Origin of the sequence: Pseudoalteromonas sp. BSi20495 (assembly GCF_000241185.1) — a bacterium.
Lineage (GTDB): Bacteria > Pseudomonadota > Gammaproteobacteria > Enterobacterales > Alteromonadaceae > Pseudoalteromonas > Pseudoalteromonas fuliginea.
The window spans coordinates 1-20,479 of the sequence record NZ_BADY01000132.1 but is presented as its reverse complement, the minus strand read 5'-3'; the positions used below and the strand labels follow the sequence as shown (position 1 = coordinate 20,479).

Below are 20,479 nucleotides of genomic sequence, written 5' to 3'. Positions count from 1 at the left end.
ATTTTAACCAGTCGATTGTAACCGAGTTAAATTTTTCGTTGCATTTTTAATTTAAAGCAAGCACACTGATTGAAATGCAAACTCATCGTACCAGTCTTAGTTCGTCAACTAGGGAGAATAATAATGTTATATAAAAGCGATTCCTTTGAAGTTAGCTTCCTAAAGGAAAACATCGCCGAGTTTAAGTTTTGTGTTGCAGGTTCTGTAAACACATTATCTCAAAAAACTCTTTCAGATTGCGCAGCAGCATTAAAAGAATTAGCCGCCAATACTGATATCAAAGGCATGATTTTTACCAGTGATAAAGAGCACTTTATTATTGGTGCCGATATCTTCGAATTTTTACCTACATTTACTAAACCTGAAGAAGAATTAGTAGTGTGGATCAAAAACGCAACCGACGTTTTTGATGCAATTGAAGATTTACCATTCCCAACTCTAAGCGCTATAAACGGTATGGCACTTGGCGGTGGTTGTGAGTGGGCACTTGCTACCGACTATCGTGTAGCAAGCGAAACAGCTAAAATGGGCCTACCAGAAGTTAAACTTGGCATAATGCCAGGGTTTGGTGGCACAGTGCGCTTACCACGCATCATTGGCGCCGATAACGCGATGATGTGGATTACCTCAGGCGCAGAAAACCGCGCAGCAGATGCCCTTAAAGTAGGTGCGTTTGACGCGGTAGTTAGTGCTGACAAACTTCTAGAGTCAAGCGTATCAACACTTGAACTAGCGATTGCTGGCAAGCTAGATTGGCAAGCAAAACGTAACGTAAAACTACAGCCACTTAAATTAAACCGTGTTGAGCAAGGCATGAGCTTTGCTATGGCAGAAGGTATGGTAATGGGTAAAACCAAAGGCCACTATCCTGCACCGGTTATGGCTGTACGTACTATTAAAGCAGCGGCAAACTGTACTCGCGATGAAGCAATGGCAATCGAAAATGCCAACTTTGCTAAATTAGCACGTACACCAGAAGCAGCTGCACAAACAGGTATATTCCTAGCTGACCAATACATTAAAGGCAAAGCACGTAAATTTGCTAAGCACAGCGATGTAGAAATTAAGCAAGCCGCTGTATTAGGTGCTGGTATTATGGGTGGCGGTATTGCATACCAGTCTGCTTATAAAGGTACACCTATTATAATGAAAGACATCCAACAAGATGCGCTTGATTTAGGTATGGGTGAAGCGTCTAAGTTATTAGGTGCAAAAGTTAAGCGTGGCCACATGCCAATGGAAAAAATGTTGGCAACACTTAGCAAAATTAAGCCAACACTTAACGCGTCAGACCTACAAAGTGCCGACATTATTGTTGAAGCCGTTGTAGAAAACCCTAAAGTTAAGCAAGCAGTACTCGCTGATCTTGAAAAGACCATGCCAGAAGGCACTGTACTTACTTCAAACACATCAACTATTTGTATTGATTTACTAGCACAAGCGCTAGATAAGCCAGAAAATTTCTGTGGTATGCACTTTTTCAATCCAGTGCCAAAAATGCCATTAGTAGAAATTATCCGTGGTGCAAAAACCTCAGATAAAACAATCAATGCAGTAGTTGATTACGCGCTTAAATTAGGTAAATCACCAATTGTTGTTAACGATTGCCCAGGCTTTTTTGTAAACCGTGTTTTATTCCCTTACTTTGCAGGTTTTAGCAAATTAGTGGTTGAAGGCGCTAACTTTGCAAAAGTAGATAAAGTAATGGAAAACGTATTTGGCTGGCCTATGGGTCCGGCTTACCTACTTGATGTTGTAGGTATTGATACAGCGTTCCATTGTACTGGCGTAATGGCTGACGGTTTCCCTGAGCGTATGGCGCGTGCTGATAAAGACCCTGTGACTATTTTTGCCAACGAAAAACGTTTTGGTCAAAAGAACAAAGCCGGTTTTTACAAATACGAAACAGATCGTCGCGGTCGTCTTAAAAAGTCTCATGACGAGACAGCAATTGAGCTATTAAGCCCAATTACAGACGCACCAAAAGAATTTGATAAACAAGAAATCATCGACCGTTGTATGATTCCAATGATCAACGAAGTGCTACTGTGCTTGCAAGAAGGCATTGTTGCCTCGCCGCAAGAAGCAGATATGGCATTAGTTTACGGTGTTGGTTTCCCTCCATTTAGAGGCGGCGCGTTCCGTTACTTAGATCAAACTGGTTTAGCTAACTTTGTTGCAGCAGCAGACAAATACGCTCACCTAGGTGCGATTTACCAAGTATCTGAGCAAACTCGCAAGTGGGCCGAAGAAGGTCGTGTTTTCTATAAGGTGGAAGGTTAATATCATGAATAATCCAGTAATTGTAGATTGTATCCGCACACCAATGGGTCGCTCTAAAAGTGGTGTATTCAAACATAAACGTGCAGAAGACTTAAGCGCACATTTAATGAAAGGCTTACTAGATCGCAACCCAGCAGTTGATCCAGCATCAATTGACGATATTTATTGGGGTTGTGTACAGCAAACATTAGAGCAAGGCTTTAACGTAGCACGTAACGCATCATTGCTTGCCGGTATTCCGCACAGCGTTCCTGCTGTTACGGTTAACCGTTTATGTGGCTCTTCTATGCAAGCATTGCATGACGCAGCACGCGCAATAATGACAGGCGCTGGCGACACTTACCTAATTGGTGGTGTTGAGCACATGGGTCACGTACCTATGACTCACGGCAACGACTTTCACCCAGGCTTAGCAACATCAATTGCACAAGCGTCTGGCTCTATGGGCTTAACAGCAGAATACCTTGCTACGCTTCATGGCATTAGCCGTGAGCAACAAGATGAATTTGCTTACCGTTCACATCAACGTGCACAAGCTGCAACTGTTGAAGGCCGTTTCCGTCGCGAAATTTTAGCAATGGAAGGTCACGCAGCAGATGGTTCGCTTATCTTAGTTGAAGACGACGAAGTAATTCGCCCAGAAACAACTATAGAGGGCCTATCAAAGCTTCGCCCTGTATTTAATCCTGCATCGGGTACGGTAACAGCCGGTACGTCTTCTGCACTTTCTGACGGCGCATCTGCAATGTTAGTAATGAGCGAAGAAAAAGCAAAAGAACTTGGTTTACCAATTCGTGCGCGCATTAAAGCAATGGCAGTCGCTGGTTGCGACCCATCAATTATGGGTTACGGCCCAGTACCAGCAAGTAAAAAAGCACTTGCACAAGCCGGTATTACAATTGATGACTTAGGCGTAGTAGAACTTAACGAAGCCTTTGCAGCACAATCATTACCTGTAATGAAAGATTTAGGGTTAATGGATGTTGTTGACGAAAAAGTGAATTTAAATGGCGGCGCAATCGCACTTGGTCACCCACTGGGTTGTTCGGGTTCGCGTATTAGCACATCGCTTATTCACTTAATGGAAGACAAAAATGTACGATACGGTTTAGCAACTATGTGTATTGGTTTAGGCCAAGGCATTGCCACTGTATTTGAACGTGTTCAAGACTAATTAGTTTAAACATGTAAAACCATCTTGGTGATTAAAAAGGCGGATTGATTTTATTCAGTTCGCCTTTTTTATTAGCTTCAATTTATGAAAACCACCCTTTATCAAACAAGCATGTAACATCGTAATTATGTGATCGGGCGTATTATTAAATAAAGTCTTTTGAAACTGCTAAAAGCATTAAGTAAAATAGTTAAATTACGCTTAAAATTGCGTTAAACTGCCAAACTTATTAAGTGCAATACCTAAGCACTCGCGTACACAGCAACCACTTTAATTAAACAGGCCAATTTATTATGAGCTTTGATAATCCCGATCACCAATTAGATGCCATAGGCCTTCGCTGCCCAGAGCCAGTAATGATGGTACGTGCTGCTATTCGTAAAATGAACGATGGTGAAACGTTATTAATCACTGCTGATGACCCATCAACCACTCGCGACATTCCGAGCTTTTGTACGTTTATGGATCACACGCTGGTGGCTAAAGATGCAGAAGAAGCACCGTATAGGTATGTGGTTAAGAAAGGAATTTAAATTATTTTATGTCTACTTATCGTTAATTTTCTCTATTTTATGAAGCCACTCATTAAAACCCGAACATTTATTTCGTATTGTTTCTACTCCAATAGCCTCAGCAATACGAGGGCCATGTGTTGTTTTTCTGTACCGAACAACAGACATAATTCTTTTTGATGGTGCAGTCTGCGGCGAATTATTTATCTTTTCAGGATCACCCCTAAACTCCTGTAATAAACCATCTGCCCACTCTTTAAGGTTTGCTTGTCTCATTATTAATGCAAAACTTTTTGGGCATGAAAATAATATACCTTCAAACTCATACATTTGCACAAAAGGTATCAGTCGACCTCTAATATTTTCGCCTACAGCATTCAAAATACGCATTTCTAATGAGAGCTTAGTTTCACCTGCTACTTTATTTTTAAATCCATAGAAATCATAAAAAGTAGTTACATAATCAAAATTATTAGCTATTTTTTTCAGTTCGCTACGTACCTTATCTATATTTACATCACCTTGCATACATATTGGGGTCATAAACAAGTTTTTTTGAGCTAGATAAGGTGCTAAAACTTTTTTAACGAATATCTCTTCTGTTTGCCCTTCAACTGAAATTCCTATTCTTACCATTCTGGACGGCCCCCGATAAGATTTTTAGACCAAATATCTCCCATTGAAAAATCATCTAGCCATTCTGATAACTCATCTGTAGAAACTCTCTTAAATTCAGATTTACCTTCATTTTGATCGACTACAATGAAGTCATCAGGGTTAAACTTATTCGCAAAAGTTACCGACTGCGTTGAACAGATAACTTGATTATCCTTTGACGTTACTTTTACTATTTCTGCTAACTCATCTAATGCCGCAGGGTGTAACCCAAGCTCAGGTTCATCTAAGATAATAGTTTTTGGTCTTAGCGTTTCAGGCTGTAAGAATAAAGTAGCCATACAAATAAATCGTATTGTTCCATCTGATAACTGATTTGCTGAAAATGGTTCGTCATTTTGTTTATGTAACCATTTTAATAAGATGCGCTTTGAATTATCGCTCCCCCGTGGTTCCAAATAAAAATCATGAAAATATGGTGCTATATTTTGTATAGCCTCAACTATGTCTAAATATGCATTACTATATTCTTCTAAAGTTGAATGCTTTAGATAATATAAAAATGCAGCAATATTGCTTGCATCTGTATATAAATAGTCTACAGCATCAAGGTCACAGGCTTGTTTGAACCCTGCAGTATCACTAGTGTCGTGAAAGTGATAAACACGACAATCATTTAGATATAATTTTGTATATTTCTTCACATGGTGACTATCAGCTTTTATGCTATGTGCTAAGCCACTTTCTCCTTTAGTACCTTGAATAGAAAAACTTTTAGAAGAGCTTCTTATCGAACAATATTCCGTATTAAATATTAATGTATCGTCATTAATACCGTGTCCAAATGTTGCATGATAGCCATTATATCCAACGTCAATATCAATGCTTATTTCATTAGTTTTCTTTGGCCCAAAATGAAAAAAAGCACTTGCTGATCCATGTTTTTGAACATAATTTTGTAGTTTACCTTCTGATAAGTGTCTCAAGAAAGTAAACAAGGAAATAAAATTTGATTTACCTGAACCATTCGCACCAATCAATATATTGATCGGTTTGATTTCTAGCTCAAAATTTTTTATTGATTTGAACCCTTTAACAACCACTTTACCTAAGTGATTATTAGTTGAATCTGACATAACTTACCAACTTAACCAAAGTATGAATATACACCTAAAGCGAATTCCGAATTAGAACTAATATTTTATAGAGACTTTAACAGATGAATAAACTAACTACACTTAGAAACTTATAAATGAAAGGCTAAACTTATAATTTATCTTTGCTCTACTTCTTCGTTATCGTCACTTGTGGCTTATCGTAGTCACTGTAATCAATACTTACTATGTACGTGCCTTTTATTGCTGGTGTGAAACTAAAGTAGTTATAAATAGTATTACAGTCTGCGATAGCTGGCTGGCCGAGTGTTAGTTTTTGTCCTGCTGGTCGTGCGTCGCTGTAACCACAGTTGTAGCCTTCACTAAAATCGACATCGGCTATTTTAAATTCGTACACTTTACCAGGCGTCGAAAATTTAACTTGTGCTTGATAAAGCGCAGGACCAACTGGCGCAAACTGATACTGGGGTTCTGCATCCCACAATGTAAAGTCGCCACGTAAGTAAATTGTGCGGTCAAGCTCTTGCTGTGGTAATACATCGTTAATCGAAATTTGGCTTGTACAGGCAGTGAGTAAACCAGCAATTGCTAAGGTTAAAATTCGTTTCATAGAAATCATCAATGGGGTTTCCTTTGCATACAGTGAAAACTAAAAAGCCAGCAAAACGCTGGCTTTTAAAATTGCTAATCGGTGTTATTTTTGTAAAACAGAAATATCTGCAATACCTAAAAACAATCCGCTTAGCTGGCTTAAAAGCGCAAGACGATTTTGCTTAACAGCTTCATCGTCGGCCATAACCATTACGTTGTCAAAAAAGTTATCAACACTTTCACGAATACCTGCCAATTGGCTTAATGCTTCTTGGTAGTTTCCATCTGCGTAAAGTGGTGCAAGGTCAGTGGCAAATTTTGCTACTTGTGATGCCAATACTTTTTCAGCGTCGTCGCTTAATAAGCTCTCATCAACACTACCTTGGCTGGTAATGTCGTTTTTAGCCAAAATATTACCTACACGCTTATTAGCTGCTGCAAGCGCTTCTGCTGCGTCTAATGTACGGAAGTGGCTTACGGCTTTAACCCGGCGATCAAAATCAACAGGTTTAGTCGGACGACGTGCAAGCACTGCTTGAATTACGTCTACTTCTATACCTTCGTCTTGATACCAAGCACGGAAGCGCCCTAGCATAAATTCAAATACGTCAGTTGATACATTTAAGTTAGTTAACTTGTCGCCAAACAATGTTTGCGATTTAGCGACTAGGTCTAAAATATCAAGTGGTAGTTCTTTTTCTACCATTATGCGCAGTGCACCTATAGCAGCACGACGAAGAGCAAATGGGTCTTTGTCACCTTTAGGTGCTTGGCCTATACCAAAAATACCCACCAGCGTATCAAACTTATCAGCAATCGCTACTGCACAGCTAATTAAGTTTGTAGGTAAGTTGTCTCCTGCAAAGCGTGGCATGTACTGCTCGTTTTGCGCTACGGCTACATCTTCGGCTTCACCATCGTGGCGAGCGTAATGCATTCCCATTACACCTTGTACGTCGGTAAATTCCATTACCATTTCAGTCATTAGGTCAGTTTTACTTAATAAGCCTGCACGCTGTGCTAGGTCTTTATCAGCACCTAATTGCTCAGCAATGTAACCCGCAAGTTCACTAATACGCTGAGACTTATCTTTAAGCGTACCAAGTTGCTTTTGGAACAATACGCTATCAAGCGATTCTAATCGGCTTTCTAGAGTTTTCTTTTTATCTGTTTCAAAGAAGAACTGTGCATCGGCTAAACGCGGGCGCACTACTTTTTCGTTACCAGAAATAACCACACTTGGATCTTTACTTTCTATGTTAGATACAAACAAAAATTTATTTAAAAGTTTGCCATTTTGATCTAATAACGGGAAGTATTTTTGATCGTCTTTCATGGTATAGATTAACGCTTCGGCTGGCACATCTAAAAATGCTTCTTCAAATGTTGCCGTTAAAGTCACTGGCCACTCTACAAGTGATGTTACTTCTTCTAGTAAATCTTCATCCATTGCAACAACAGCGTTAACTGCGCTTGCAGCCTCTTCTATTTGTGCACGAATTTGCGCTTTACGTTGTTCGTAATCAGCAATAACGTAAGCAGATTTAAGTACGTCAAAAACGTCGTCCGCATGGTTTATGCTAATTTTTTCTGGGTGATGAAAACGATGACCCTGAAGCTGGTTAGTTATTTGCTTACCAAGAATTTCGCCTTCAAGTAACTCATCACCAAACAAGATAGTTACTGTGTGCACTGGTCGAATAAATTGTGTTTTATTCGCGCCCCAACGCATTGGTTTAGGAATCGGTAGTTTAGCCAATGCTTTAGTAATTGCAGCTGTCATTAGGGTTTTAGTTTCTTGCCCTGCTACTTTAGCAATGTGCAATAACCAAGCGCCTTTGTCAGTTTCGAGTGTTTGTGCGTCTTTTACTTCAATACCACAACCACGTGCCCAACCCATTGCTGCTTTTGTTGGGTTACCGTCACCGTCAAATGCAGCTTTAGTAGCTGGACCGCGCTTTTCAACTTCTTTGTCTTGTTGCTTAGCTTCAAGCGCTTTTACTTGTAAACCTAAACGACGAGGCGATGCATACCAGCTTACGCCTTGGTGTGCTAATTCTAGTGTTTCTAGCTCTGCAGTTAAGTTTGCAGCAAAGGCTTCTGCTAATTTACGCAGTGCTTTTGGTGGCAACTCTTCTGTGCCAATTTCTACTAATAAATTTTGTGCTGACATACTTACTTATCCTTACACAGCGGGAAACCAAGCGCTTCGCGTTTGTCATAGTAACTTTGTGCACACGCTTTTGATAACGCACGAACGCGTAAAATATAACGTTGGCGTTCGGTTACCGAAATTGCGTGGCGTGCGTCTAGTAAGTTAAATGCATGCGATGCTTTCATTACTTGCTCGTAAGCAGGTAGTGGTAAGTTTGCTTCAATTAACTTTTGGCTCTCTGCTTCACATTTATCAAACTGTGCAAATAAGTCTTCTACGTTTGCGTGTTCAAAATTGTAAGTAGACTGCTCTACTTCATTTTGATGGAACACGTCGCCGTAGGTTACGCGCCCTAGTGGACCGTCTGCCCATACTAAGTCGTAAATACTATCTACGCCTTGAATGTACATTGCCAAACGCTCTAGGCCGTAAGTGATCTCACCCGTTACAGGTGAACACTCAATACCACCAACTTGTTGAAAGTAGGTAAACTGCGTTACTTCCATGCCGTTTAACCAAATTTCCCAACCTAGGCCCCACGCACCTAACGTAGGTGATTCCCAGTTATCTTCTACAAAGCGAACTTCGTGAGTTAGCGTATCGATACCCATAGCCGCTAACGAGCCTAAGTAAAGCTCTTGGATGTTATCTGGTGATGGCTTTAAAACCACCTGAAATTGGTAATAGTGTTGCAAGCGATTTGGGTTTTCACCGTAGCGACCATCTGTAGGACGTCGACACGGTTGAACGTACGCGCTCGACATTGGTTCTGGACCAATAGACTTTAAAAATGTTTGCGGGTGAAATGTCCCTGCGCCCACTTCCATATCAAGTGGTTGAATAATGACACAGCCTTGCTGCGCCCAATAATCCTGTAAAGCCAGGATCAAACCTTGAAAGGTTTTTACGTCATATTTTTGCATATTTGGCTTTTTACTATCTAAGAAGTAGCGTGAAAATTACCTTTAGTATACCGTGTGTACACTCAGGTTTTAAGCAGTTTGTGTAATTGAAGAAAATAAAAAAGGAGCCATCAGGCTCCTTTTTTGGTGTAAATATTCTTTTTATACGTCTAAGTTAACTACGCGCAGTGCGTTAGTTTCAATAAACTCACGACGAGGCTCTACTTGGTCACCCATTAAGGTAGCAAATAATTGATCCGCGCCTACGGCATCTTCGATCGTCACTTGTAACATACGACGAGCACTAGGATCCATTGTGGTTTCCCAAAGCTGGCTTGGGTTCATTTCGCCCAATCCTTTATAACGCTGAATATATAGACCACGTTTAGATTCTGCGATCAACCATTCTAAAGCATCCACAAAGTTATCAACAGGAAGTGTTTTCTCTCCACGTTGAATATAAGCGCCTTCTGTAATGATATTTGCGATGTTAACACCAGTCACAGCAATACGTTGGTAATCGCGTGAGGTAATAAAGTCATAGCTCAACACATGCGATTTATCAACACCATGCTGACGAATATTCACAACCGGATAATATAAATTACGCTCTGTATCATGCTCTGTTGCAGCATTAAAAATAGTCGCATCTTCATCTCGTGCTATTAGGTCGTCTACTAGCTCTTTAGTCCACTCAATTACTTTAGCTTCATCTGAAAGGTCTTCTTTTTTCAGTTCGCTTTGATAAATTAAACGCTCCATTACCGTACTTGGGTATTTACGTTTTAAGCGTTCGATTACTTTAACTGTGTTTTGGTAATCATGAACTATTGTCTCTAGTGCTTCACCTTCAAGCGCCGACGCATTTGCACTTGTATATAAAGCCGCATTATTAAGCGCAAGCGATGTTAAGTATTCAACTAATGCTGGATCATCTTTAATATAACGCTCTTGCTTACCCTTTTTCACTTTGTAAAGTGGTGGCTGAGCAATATAAATATAGCCGCGTTCTACAATTTCAGGCATTTGACGATAGAAGAATGTTAGTAGTAACGTACGAATGTGAGAACCATCCACGTCCGCATCGGTCATGATAATGATACGATGGTAACGTAATTTTTCAGGGTTATATTCGTCACGTCCAATACCACAACCTAATGCAGTAATTAGCGTTGCCACTTCTTGCGAAGATAACATCTTGTCAAAACGTGCTTTTTCTACGTTTAAGATTTTACCCTTAAGCGGAAGAATAGCTTGGTTTTTACGGTTACGTCCCTGCTTGGCTGATCCGCCAGCAGAGTCCCCTTCCACTATATATAGTTCAGATTGGGCTGGGTCTTTTTCTTGGCAATCAGCTAGCTTACCCGGCAAGCCAGCTAAGTCCATTGCACCTTTACGTCGTGTCATTTCACGGGCTTTACGCGCCGCTTCACGTGCACGAGATGCATCAATGATTTTACCAACAACAATTTTGGCATCTACTGGGTTTTCTAATAAAAACTCAGTGAACTTTTCAGCCATTGCTTGCTCAACCGCAGATTTAACTTCGCTTGAAACGAGCTTATCTTTTGTTTGCGATGAGAACTTAGGATCAGGAACTTTAACACTAACAACAGCCGTTAAACCTTCGCGGGCATCATCACCGGTCGCATTACTGGTTGTTTTAGCTTTTTTGTTAAAGCCTTCTTTTTCCATGTAGTTGTTAAGCGTACGTGTTAGCGCAGATCTAAAACCGGCTAAATGAGTACCACCATCACGTTGTGGAATATTATTTGTAAAACAGTAAATGTTTTCTTGGTATGCATCATTCCACTGCATTGATACTTCAACGCTAATACCATCTTCTTCACGTTCATGAGTAAAATGGAATACACCTTTATGTATAGGTGTTTTATTACGGTTTAAGTATTCTACGAAAGCCTGAATACCGCCTTCGTATTTAAAGTGGTCAGATTTATTTTCTTCACGTTCATCATTTAAAATGATGCTCACACCTGAATTTAGGAATGAAAGCTCGCGTAAACGCTTAGCTAAAATTTCGTAATGAAAATCTAAATTTGTGAATGTTTCACCACTTGGCCAAAAACGCAGTTCTGTACCAGTCGTTTCTGAGTCACCAATAACAGCTAAAGGTGCATCGGGAACGCCCATAGTGTAAAACTGCTCGTGTAGTTTACCTTCACGGCGAACGGTAAGTTTTAGTTTTTCTGAAAGTGCATTTACAACAGAAACACCAACACCGTGTAAGCCACCCGATACTTTATAAGAGTTATCATCAAACTTACCACCAGCATGAAGTACCGTCATAATAACTTCGGCTGCTGATACGCCTTCTTCTTCATGGATAGAAGTTGGGATACCACGGCCGTTATCTCGTACTGAGACAGAACCGTCTAAGTGAATCGTTACATAAATATCATCACAATGACCTGCTAAGGCTTCATCGATAGAGTTATCAACGACCTCAAACACCATGTGGTGTAAGCCTGTGCCATCATCGGTGTCCCCAATATACATTCCAGGACGCTTTCTTACTGCGTCTAATCCTTTAAGTACTTTAATACTCGACGAGTCATAATTCTCAGACATGGTTAATCCCACTTATCTTGTTATTAGGTTGCCATGTTTCACGTGGAACATTTGTAGTTCTCGTTGCATGGGTTCCACCACAGCAGAAATACTTTCAGACAAAATTGAAGAGATAAAAATTTGAGAACTGCAGTGAGCAAGTAATTGTCCCACTTTCTCTTTTGTATCTTCGCCTAACTCTGAAGGTAGATCATCTATTAGCAATATAGATTGCTTATCTGTCTCTGACTCAATTAAGCTATTTTGCGTAACTTTTAACGCATATAGTAGTAACTTCAATTGACCGCGTGAGAATGTATTCTCCACACTGTTGCCAGCGACACTAAAACTAAAATCGGCCTTATGAGGGCCTTTACTTGTAAATCCTTGGCGAGCATCTCGCTCAAAGTTTTGCTCTAACGCATCTGCAAGAGATTCGGTCTCTTTCCAGCCTGCGTTAAAGGTCATTTCTAAATCACGTACAAGCGTTAATTCTGCACACATTTTATCAAAAAACTGCTGCTTAAACCTACTTATATACGCCAATCTTAATTTATTTATTTCTTCAGCCAGTCTAACAAATTCTTTGTCCCAAAACTTAATTTGGTCAAAATAATTCTTGGGCTTAGTTTTTAACAATGCATTACGTTGTTTAAGTACTTTATTGAACGATTGCCATAGAAAAAAGAACTCATGTTCCACGTGGAACAAACCTAAATCTAAAAACTTTCTGCGCTCTTTAGGCCCACCAAAAAATAAAGAATAACTCTCTGGTGTAATAATTTGTACCGGCATAAGTTGAGCAAGTTCTGATATTTTACGGCTCGCCTTACCTTGAATTTTTAAATTAGTTTCACCCGTTTGGGTTTTACTAATACCAATTGGAATAGATAAGTCGTGTATTGTTTTGCGCCCGTGAATTACAAACTGCTCTTGCTGATGCGCGATAATACTTTTGTGTTTTGGAGTACGAAAAGATTTGCCGTGAGAAAGGTAATAGATAGCCTCTAAAAGGCTGGTTTTTCCGCTGCCATTTTCACCATATATTATATTAACGCCGTTAACTGGTTCTAGCGTCAGCGCCTCAATATTACGAAAATATTTGAGGCTCAAATGACTTAAGCTCATTATGTATTTATAGTCTTATAAACGCATAGGCATAACAACGTACATTGCTTCTTCATCGCCTGCACCTTCAATTAATGCACTGCTGTTTGAGTCGGCTAATGTAAATAGTACGTCTTCTGTTTTTAATGTGTTTAGTACGTCTAATACGTAAGACACGTTAAACCCTATTTCTAGGTCGGCACCTTCGTAACTTACTTCAACAACTTCTTCAGCTTGTTCTTCCTCTGGATTGTTGGCCGTAATTTTTAATAAACCATTTGATAAGTTTAAGCGTACACCACGAAACTTTTCATTAGATAAAATAGACACTCGTTGGAACGCATTACGTAACCATTCTCGGTTAGCTGTAATTACTTTGTCGCCACCACGTGGTAATACACGACGGTAATCTGGAAAACGCCCATCAACCAGTTTACTTGTGAATGTAAACTCAATATCGATAATACGGATATGGTTAGCACCAAACTGAATTGTTACCAATTCATCGTCAGCTACCATAAGGCGCATAATTTCTTGCACACCTTTGCGAGGTATAATTAGCTGGCGCTGCGTATTAAGCGATTGCGTTAATTGCTTTTGCGCTATAGCTAAACGGTGACCATCTGTTGCTACTGTTTTTATGTCGGTATTATCTACTTCAAACGACATACCATTTAAGTAATAACGTACGTCTTGATTTGCCATCGAGAAATGCGTGCTTTCGAGTAACTTACGAAGCTCTAAACGAGTTAGTTGAAATTCAACCTCTCCGTCCCACTCTTCTAGATTAGGAAAATCATCAGCAGATAATGTCGTTAATGAAAAACGGCTTTTACCACTGGTTAAAAGTAATTGATGCTCTTGCAAGCTTAAAGTAATGTCTGAACCGTCTGGTAGACTTTTACAAATATCGAGTAACTTTTTAGCGGGTAACGTTAGTTTTGTATCGGCAATATCGTCACCTACAAATACGCCAGAAACTAATTCAATTTCAAGGTCTGTACCTGTCATTGAAAGTTGTCCGTTTTCTACCACTAACAAAACGTTAGATAAAATTGGTAGTGTGTGTTTGCGCTCTATTGCACCTGACACTTGCACCAATGGCTTTAAAAATTGTTGTCTTGATATTGTTATTTGCATAATAAAGTCAGCCCTAAGATGACAATGTTCTTATTAAGTTTTGATAATCTTCTTTAATTTCGTGGCTTTCGTCACGTAGTGATTTTATCTTACGACATGCGTGCAATACGGTCGTATGATCGCGTCCACCAAATGCGTCACCAATCTCAGGTAAGCTGTGATTAGTTAGTTCTTTAGATAATGCCATAGCAACTTGGCGAGGCCTTGCTATAGAGCGACTGCGGCGCTTAGACAACAGATCTGATACACGAATTCGGTAGTACTCTGCTACGGTGCGCTGAATATTATCAATCGTAACCAGTTTGTCTTGCAAAGCAAGTAAATCGCGCAGTGCTTCTTTTACAAAATCGATCGAAATTGGACGACCGGTAAAGTTAGCATTGGCGATTACACGGTTAAGTGCACCTTCTAATTCACGCACATTTGAGCGTAACTTTTTAGCAATAAAAAAAGCAACTTCGTGTGGTAAATTAATTTTACTTTGCTGTGCTTTTTTCATCAAAATAGCAACGCGTGTTTCAAGCTCTGGTGGCTCAATCGCGATTGTTAAACCCCAACCAAAACGTGATTTAAGGCGGTCTTCAACGCCTTCAATCTCTTTAGGATAACGGTCAGAGGTTAAAATAATTTGTTGGTTACCTTCAAGCAATGCATTAAAGGTATGGAAGAACTCTTCTTGGGAGCGCTCTTTGTTAGCAAAAAATTGAATGTCATCAATCATTAATGCATCAACACTGCGATAATAACGTTTGAACTCTTCAATTGCGTTATTTTGTAGTGCTTTTACCATGTCTTGAACAAAGCGCTCTGAATGCATATAAACAATTTTAGCGTCTGGCTTATTTGCCATAATGCCATTGCCTACTGCATGTAATAAGTGAGTTTTACCTAAACCAGTACCACCGTATATAAATACAGGGTTAAAAGCAGAACCAGGATTGTCGGCAACCTGTGTGGCCGCAGCTTTTGCTAATTGGTTTGATTTACCTTCAACAAAGCTATCAAAGGTATAGTTCTCTTTAATATTAGATTTGTAACCTGACTTAGGTGCAGGCTCAACCACCGGCTTTTGCTCACGAGGTTGCTGTTTTGTTGAAGCGTGTGCGCTTGGCGCAGATTGTGTTTCTGCAACCAGTGCAGCTTGAGCGTTTAATAAAGGTTTACTTCCTACATCAAAACGCAGCTCTGGTGCTTCAACACCACAAATTTCTACTAATAGTTCGTTAATTCTATTGAGGTACTTTTCTCTCACCCAATCAAGCACAAAGCGATTAGGTGCATAAATCGTCAAGGTATCTTCGGTACTTTCTGCTTGAAGTGGTCTTACCCACATACTGAACTGCTGCGAAGGCAATTCATCTTGCAATACATATAAACAACTTTGCCAAACCGACAGATACACAGTTAAACTCCCAGAGATATAATTTTTATTCCCGCACATCATTAATGATTAAAAATCATGCATTTATTGCGTCAAAATAGCCAAATAAGTGGCCCAAGGCCGCGTATTATGAAGACACTTTATCCACAAGTAAAAGATTGATTTTTATAAAATTGTTGATATCGCTGTATAAAAACATTAACAGACTGATTTAAATAAGCTTTTATTTCAAAGCCTGATGACAGATCATAACAAAATAACACTAAGATCGCGAACCAATTTTACGATCCATTTTACTTTTCCCCTGCTTTTATTCACTTTTTATACAGGGGCTGTGGAAAACTTCTTATTTATGATGATCCTAGTGGATCATAATTCTCGATAACCATGAATAGAGTAACTAACACTTAGTATAGGCTGTAATTATGATTGACTTTGAGTCACTTCATCTATAATATCTCGCGCTCGCAATGGCACCTATGCCAGGATCGCGACCTGTATAGGATGTTTTAACTTTAACCGATCGGATGAGATTGTTATGAAAAGAACTTTTCAACCTAGCGTTTTAAAACGCAAACGTGCACACGGCTTCCGTGCTCGCATGGCAACTGTAAATGGCCGTAAAGTATTAGCACGTCGCCGCGCTAAAGGCCGCAAAGTTCTTTCTGCTTAATTTATAAGTGGAAGACTTTAGCTTTGGCAGGGAGTTACGTCTGTTAACTCCCTCGCATTACTCTCGCATATTTAATGAACCCGCTCGGGCTGCAACTCCTTTCTTTACTCTATTAGCTAAACCAAATAACCAAGATAAACCTAGGTTAGGGCTTACTGTTGCTAAAAAACGTGTAAAAAAGGCATGCCAACGAAACCGTATTAAACGTCTCGCTCGCGAAAGTTTTCGTTTAAATCAACACAGCATCGATAATATTGATATTGTGCTTATGGTTAAAAATGGTATTGATGATCAGTCTAATGAAGAAATAACCAAACAACTTACTAAATTATGGCGAAAAATTAACGAACGCTGTAAACCAGGTGCACCTAAACCGCCACCTTTTAAGAAACGCCCAAACAAATCAGCTAAATCTAATAAACAAACCTAATTGCAATAGAATTGCAGGGTTAATTAATGTATCTTTAGCTCACCTTTTAATCATGCATTTAAAATTTCTAATTGAGTCTTTAAATACATGATATCTATCTCACTAAACTTAAGTAGGGGCATAAACATCATGAGGTTACTTAAACCACTTGTTGCTTTACCAACTTTTTGTTTAGTGTTATTTATCCGCGGTTATCAAAAGTGGATTAGCCCGCTGTTAGGTCCGCATTGTCGTTTTAATCCAACCTGTTCTAGTTATGCTATTCAAGCAATTAAATTGCATGGATCGGTAAAAGGTAGTTGGTTAGCTTTGAAACGCATATTAAAATGCCATCCTTTACATTCAGGCGGAGACGACCCCGTCCCTGAAAAATTAACCCATATTAACCACCAACACGAGAAATAAGAGCTGTTATGGAATCGCAACGCACGTTTTTATTAATTGGCCTAATGCTAGTGTCGTTTTTATTGTTCCAAGAATGGGACAATGATTACAACAAGCCTAAAGTCGATCCAAGTGCCACAACACAAACACTAAAAGCAAATTCACCAGAGTCGGATGATTATATTCCTTCATCGTCAGATTCAGAATTACCTACTTCAGCAACTTTAGCTAAACGTTCAGTTATTGAAATCACAACTGACGTTTTTAAAGTTAAAATTGACACCAAAGGCGGTGACATTGTTGAAACAGACCTTCTTCAATACGAAGACACCAAAGGAAGTAACACTCCTTTTATGTTGCTTGGTGAGTTTGATGGCAAACAATACTTTTCACAAAGTGGCTTAATTGGCTTAAATGGCCCTGACGCATCAGCTAACGGTCGCCCTACTTATAGTACCGAACAAAAGTCATATACCTTAACGGGTGATGAGCTTCGCGTTCCACTTCAGTTTACAGATCGTAATGGTGTTAGTTTTACTAAAACGTATGTATTCAAAAAAGGTCAGTATGACGTAGGCTTAGAATACAAAATTAACAACACCACCAGCGCACCTCTTCAAGTACAGCTATACACGCAGATTAAGCGTACCGTACAAGAAAAAGGCAGCATGGTTGATCAAAACTATTTAGGTGCTGCATACGGTACTGACGAAGAACCATACGAAAAGTATAGTTTTTCAGATATGGCTGATAAAAACCTAAACAAAAACACCCAAGGTGGTTATGTTGCGTTTATTCAACATTACTTTGTAAGTGCTTGGGTTCCAATGCAGGATCAATCAAATACAATTTATAGCTTAATTACAAAAAGTAATGCCGCTATTATTGGTGCTAAAGATGAAGCTGTTAATATTCAAGCTGGTAGTGAGCAAACACTAACTGCTATTTATTATATGGGCCCGAAAGAATCGGATATTCTTGAAGCGATTCACCCAGACCTAGATTTAACTGTAGATTACGGTTGGTTATGGTTTATTTCGCAACCTTTATTTGTATTGCTAAAATGGCTACATAGCATTTTAGGTAACTGGGGTGTAGCAATTATTGCCATCACTATTATCGTTAAATCGTTAATGTACCCACTTACTAAAGCGCAATACACTTCAATGGCAAAAATGCGTGCCCTACAACCTAAAATGGCAGCTCTTAAAGAAAAGTTTGGTGACGACCGTCAAAAGTTCGGCCAAGCAACTATGGAAATGTACAAAAAAGAAAAAGTTAACCCAATGGGTGGCTGTTTCCCTATTTTGCTACAAATGCCAATTTTCTTAGCCTTGTTCTACGTATTCTTAGAGTCAACTGAACTTCGCCACGCTGAATTCATTTTTTGGTTAACTGACCTTTCTGCGAAAGACCCATACTACGTATTACCAATATTATTTGGTGCGAGTATGTTTGTGACGCAAAAGCTACAACCTATGACGGTTACTGATCCAATGCAGCAAAAAATGATGACCTTTATGCCGGTTATCTTCTCTGTATTTTTCTTATGGTTCCCATCGGGTTTAGTTCTTTACTGGTTAGTGTCTAACCTTATTTCTATTGTCCAGATGTTAATCATCTACCGTGGCATGGAAAAGAAAGGAATTAAAGTAAGGGGCTAGCGCCTATACCCAAGCCACATCAAGATGCAAAATTCAGCGTTTCACAGGGGCTTAAGATCAAGGCGTTACTTTGCAAGAATGGCAGTCCCTTTTAAAAAGTAACAACGATGAAATTAAGTACCTGTGAAACGCCCAAAGGGTTGGTTTAAAAGCGATTTATACTGCGTTATTGATTTTAACAATAGAACCACTATTATTCTCAATCAATGCCTTGCCTAAATAGCTTTTAACTCCAACTGAAACTCGCATCTTGAGATGGCTTGGGTATATTACTTATATAAAGGCGACTTAGGTCGCCTTTTTTATTGCCTGTTTTTCACCAGAGTATTCGCGAGTGTTTATTTCATAGGTTACAATACCGCCATAAAGTTACTCATCGTTGGCAAATTAATAGCATGATCAATCAAGATACAATTGCAGCACAAGCAACCGCTCCCGGACGTGGTGGCGTTGGTATAATTCGCGTTTCAGGCAGCCTTGCTAAAAGCGTTGCCGAAAAAGTGGTAGGTAAAATTCCTAAAGTTCGCTACGCCGATTACGTGCCATTTAAAAGCCTAGCTGGCGAGCAACTTGATCAAGGTATTGCCATTTACTTTGCAGGTCCTAACTCATTTACAGGCGAAGATGTGCTTGAGCTACAAGGCCACGGCGGCCCTGTAGTACTGGATATGTTACTTAAAGAAATTAGTAAAATCGAGGGCGTTCGTTTAGCAAAACCAGGTGAGTTTTCTGAACGTGCATTTATGAACGACAAGCTTGATTTAACACAAGCAGAAGCCATCGCCGACTTAATTAATGCCACCAGCGAACAAGCCGCTAAAAGCGCCCTACAGTCGCTGCAAGGTGAATTTTCTAAGCACATAGAAACACTCGTTGAAAAAGTAATTCACTTACGTATGTACGTAGAAGCGGCAATTGATTTTCCTGATGAAGAAATTGATTTTTTATCTGACGGTAAAGTATCTGGTGATTTAGATGCCATTATAAATCAGCTCAATACCGTAACTAATCAAGCCAAGCAAGGCAGCATAATGCGCGAAGGTATGCGTGTTGTTATTGCTGGTCGCCCAAATGCGGGTAAATCAAGCCTACTCAACGCTCTAGCTGGTCGTGAAGCCGCAATCGTAACAGAAATAGCCGGTACCACTCGCGACGTACTACGAGAGCATATACATATAGATGGTATGCCACTGCATATTATAGATACCGCAGGCCTACGGGAAAGCCCCGATCGCGTAGAGCAAATAGGTATTGAACGTGCTTGGGATGAAATAAACCAAGCCGATCGGGTTTTATTTATGCTTGATGGCACCGATACTACAGATACCGACCCGCACAAAATTTGGCCTGAATTTATGGCAAAATTACCTGAAGGTATGGGCGTTACGGTCATCAGAAATAAAGCTGATTTGTCGGGCGATATAGTCGGTATGGAGCAAGAGCAACAATACCCGGTTATCAGCTTAAGCGCCAAAAATGCTGACGGTATTGAACTCGTTCGCGAGCATTTAAAGGCCTGTATAGGCTTTCAGGGCGCAACTGAAGGCGGCTTTATGGCGCGCCGCCGTCATCTAGATGCACTAGAAAGTGCTGCGTATCATTTAGATACAGGTAAAACGCAATTAGAAATGCACATTGCCGGTGAAATACTGGCTGAAGAACTTCGTTTAACACAGCAGTATTTAAACGAAATTACAGGTGAATTTACCTCAGACGACCTACTTGGGAAAATATTTAGCTCATTTTGTATCGGTAAATAATTAAAAGTTAAAACTTAAAGGGGGT

At 39.7% G+C, this 20,479-nt stretch carries 17 protein-coding genes; 8 read left to right on the top strand and 9 right to left on the bottom strand.

Annotated elements, in window-relative coordinates; all coding sequences use genetic code 11:
• The first annotated feature begins 123 nt into the window (after positions 1–123).
• The 3 genes from fadB (at position 124) to tusA (ending at position 3,990) form a co-directional block, all read left to right on the top strand.
• Positions 124–2,283 carry a fatty acid oxidation complex subunit alpha FadB gene (fadB, locus tag P20495_RS04815; RefSeq protein WP_008138043.1) on the top strand — a complete coding sequence of 720 codons (2,160 nt, stop codon included), beginning with the start codon at positions 124–126 and terminating at the stop codon, positions 2,281–2,283.
• A 4-nt stretch (positions 2,284–2,287) separates the two neighbouring features.
• Entirely contained in the window at positions 2,288–3,457 is a 1,170-nt protein-coding gene (gene fadA / locus P20495_RS04820) for an acetyl-CoA C-acyltransferase FadA (RefSeq protein ID WP_008138041.1), read from the top strand.
• A 293-nt stretch (positions 3,458–3,750) separates the two neighbouring features.
• The gene (gene tusA, locus P20495_RS04825; protein ID WP_008138040.1) at positions 3,751–3,990 is read left to right on the top strand and encodes a sulfurtransferase TusA; all 240 of its coding nucleotides are present in this window, start codon (positions 3,751–3,753) and stop codon (positions 3,988–3,990) included.
• A 12-nt stretch (positions 3,991–4,002) separates the two neighbouring features.
• Here the strand turns inward: tusA and P20495_RS04830 are convergent, their stop codons facing one another.
• The 9 genes from P20495_RS04830 to dnaA form a co-directional block, all read right to left on the bottom strand.
• The gene (locus P20495_RS04830; protein ID WP_008138037.1) at positions 4,003–4,605 is read right to left on the bottom strand and encodes a DUF4276 family protein; all 603 of its coding nucleotides are present in this window, start codon (positions 4,603–4,605) and stop codon (positions 4,003–4,005) included.
• Positions 4,599–5,720 carry an AAA family ATPase gene (locus P20495_RS04835; RefSeq protein ID WP_008138036.1) on the bottom strand — a complete coding sequence of 374 codons (1,122 nt, stop codon included), beginning with the start codon at positions 5,718–5,720 and terminating at the stop codon, positions 4,599–4,601. Before P20495_RS04835 ends, P20495_RS04830 begins: the two co-directional genes overlap by 7 nt.
• A gap of 148 nt (positions 5,721–5,868) precedes the next feature.
• Positions 5,869–6,318 carry a hypothetical protein gene (locus tag P20495_RS04840; protein ID WP_008138034.1) on the bottom strand — a complete coding sequence of 150 codons (450 nt, stop codon included), beginning with the start codon at positions 6,316–6,318 and terminating at the stop codon, positions 5,869–5,871.
• Between the two features lie 75 nt (positions 6,319–6,393).
• Positions 6,394–8,463: a glycine--tRNA ligase subunit beta gene (gene glyS / locus P20495_RS04845; RefSeq protein WP_008138032.1), complete on the bottom strand. Its 2,070-nt coding sequence runs from the start codon at positions 8,461–8,463 to the stop codon at positions 6,394–6,396.
• Positions 8,464–8,465: 2 nt separating this feature from the next.
• Positions 8,466–9,368, bottom strand: coding sequence for a glycine--tRNA ligase subunit alpha (glyQ, locus tag P20495_RS04850; RefSeq protein ID WP_007377648.1), 903 nt, complete (start codon positions 9,366–9,368; stop codon positions 8,466–8,468).
• A 141-nt stretch (positions 9,369–9,509) separates the two neighbouring features.
• Positions 9,510–11,936, bottom strand: a complete 2,427-nt coding sequence (gene gyrB / locus P20495_RS04855; protein WP_033016208.1) for a DNA topoisomerase (ATP-hydrolyzing) subunit B — start codon at positions 11,934–11,936, stop codon at positions 9,510–9,512.
• Between the two features lie 12 nt (positions 11,937–11,948).
• Entirely contained in the window at positions 11,949–13,043 is a 1,095-nt protein-coding gene (gene recF / locus P20495_RS04860) for a DNA replication/repair protein RecF (RefSeq protein WP_008138030.1), read from the bottom strand.
• 15 nt (positions 13,044–13,058) lie between these two features.
• Positions 13,059–14,162, bottom strand: coding sequence for a DNA polymerase III subunit beta (gene dnaN, locus P20495_RS04865; protein ID WP_008138029.1), 1,104 nt, complete (start codon positions 14,160–14,162; stop codon positions 13,059–13,061).
• 13 nt (positions 14,163–14,175) lie between these two features.
• The gene (gene dnaA, locus P20495_RS04870) at positions 14,176–15,564 is read right to left on the bottom strand and encodes a chromosomal replication initiator protein DnaA (RefSeq protein WP_008138028.1); all 1,389 of its coding nucleotides are present in this window, start codon (positions 15,562–15,564) and stop codon (positions 14,176–14,178) included.
• 517 nt (positions 15,565–16,081) lie between these two features.
• Here dnaA and rpmH point away from each other — a divergent pair.
• From rpmH to mnmE, 5 genes are all read left to right on the top strand, one after another.
• Complete coding sequence (rpmH, locus tag P20495_RS04875; protein WP_004335215.1) at positions 16,082–16,216, top strand: 50S ribosomal protein L34; 135 nt, start codon at positions 16,082–16,084, stop codon at positions 16,214–16,216.
• Positions 16,217–16,223: 7 nt separating this feature from the next.
• Positions 16,224–16,646 (top strand): ribonuclease P protein component, encoded by a 423-nt coding sequence (gene rnpA / locus P20495_RS04880; protein ID WP_008138027.1) that lies wholly within the window; start codon positions 16,224–16,226, stop codon positions 16,644–16,646.
• Between the two features lie 129 nt (positions 16,647–16,775).
• A complete protein-coding gene (gene yidD, locus P20495_RS04885) occupies positions 16,776–17,051 on the top strand; it encodes a membrane protein insertion efficiency factor YidD (RefSeq protein ID WP_008138026.1) in 276 nt (91 codons plus the stop codon).
• 8 nt (positions 17,052–17,059) lie between these two features.
• Entirely contained in the window at positions 17,060–18,694 is a 1,635-nt protein-coding gene (yidC, locus tag P20495_RS04890; RefSeq protein ID WP_008138025.1) for a membrane protein insertase YidC, read from the top strand.
• A gap of 395 nt (positions 18,695–19,089) precedes the next feature.
• Positions 19,090–20,454 (top strand): tRNA uridine-5-carboxymethylaminomethyl(34) synthesis GTPase MnmE, encoded by a 1,365-nt coding sequence (gene mnmE / locus P20495_RS04895; protein WP_008138024.1) that lies wholly within the window; start codon positions 19,090–19,092, stop codon positions 20,452–20,454.
• Positions 20,455–20,479: the final 25 nt, after the last annotated feature.

Bases quoted from the DNA above. Each gene is read 5' to 3' on its own strand.
- glyQ (WP_007377648.1), bottom strand. From the start codon at position 9,368: ATGCAAAAATATGACGTAAAAACCTTTCAAGGTTTGATCCTGGCTTTA.
- P20495_RS04840 (WP_008138034.1), bottom strand. From the start codon at position 6,318: ATGATTTCTATGAAACGAATTTTAACCTTAGCAATTGCTGGTTTACTC.
- fadB (WP_008138043.1), top strand. From the start codon at position 124: ATGTTATATAAAAGCGATTCCTTTGAAGTTAGCTTCCTAAAGGAAAAC.
- gyrB (WP_033016208.1), bottom strand. From the start codon at position 11,936: ATGTCTGAGAATTATGACTCGTCGAGTATTAAAGTACTTAAAGGATTA.
- tusA (WP_008138040.1), top strand. From the start codon at position 3,751: ATGAGCTTTGATAATCCCGATCACCAATTAGATGCCATAGGCCTTCGC.
- mnmE (WP_008138024.1), top strand. From the start codon at position 19,090: ATGATCAATCAAGATACAATTGCAGCACAAGCAACCGCTCCCGGACGT.
- yidD (WP_008138026.1), top strand. From the start codon at position 16,776: ATGAGGTTACTTAAACCACTTGTTGCTTTACCAACTTTTTGTTTAGTG.
- glyS (WP_008138032.1), bottom strand. From the start codon at position 8,463: ATGTCAGCACAAAATTTATTAGTAGAAATTGGCACAGAAGAGTTGCCA.
- P20495_RS04830 (WP_008138037.1), bottom strand. From the start codon at position 4,605: ATGGTAAGAATAGGAATTTCAGTTGAAGGGCAAACAGAAGAGATATTC.
- P20495_RS04835 (WP_008138036.1), bottom strand. From the start codon at position 5,720: ATGTCAGATTCAACTAATAATCACTTAGGTAAAGTGGTTGTTAAAGGG.
- yidC (WP_008138025.1), top strand. From the start codon at position 17,060: ATGGAATCGCAACGCACGTTTTTATTAATTGGCCTAATGCTAGTGTCG.
- fadA (WP_008138041.1), top strand. From the start codon at position 2,288: ATGAATAATCCAGTAATTGTAGATTGTATCCGCACACCAATGGGTCGC.
- recF (WP_008138030.1), bottom strand. From the start codon at position 13,043: ATGAGCTTAAGTCATTTGAGCCTCAAATATTTTCGTAATATTGAGGCG.
- rpmH (WP_004335215.1), top strand. From the start codon at position 16,082: ATGAAAAGAACTTTTCAACCTAGCGTTTTAAAACGCAAACGTGCACAC.
- dnaN (WP_008138029.1), bottom strand. From the start codon at position 14,162: ATGCAAATAACAATATCAAGACAACAATTTTTAAAGCCATTGGTGCAA.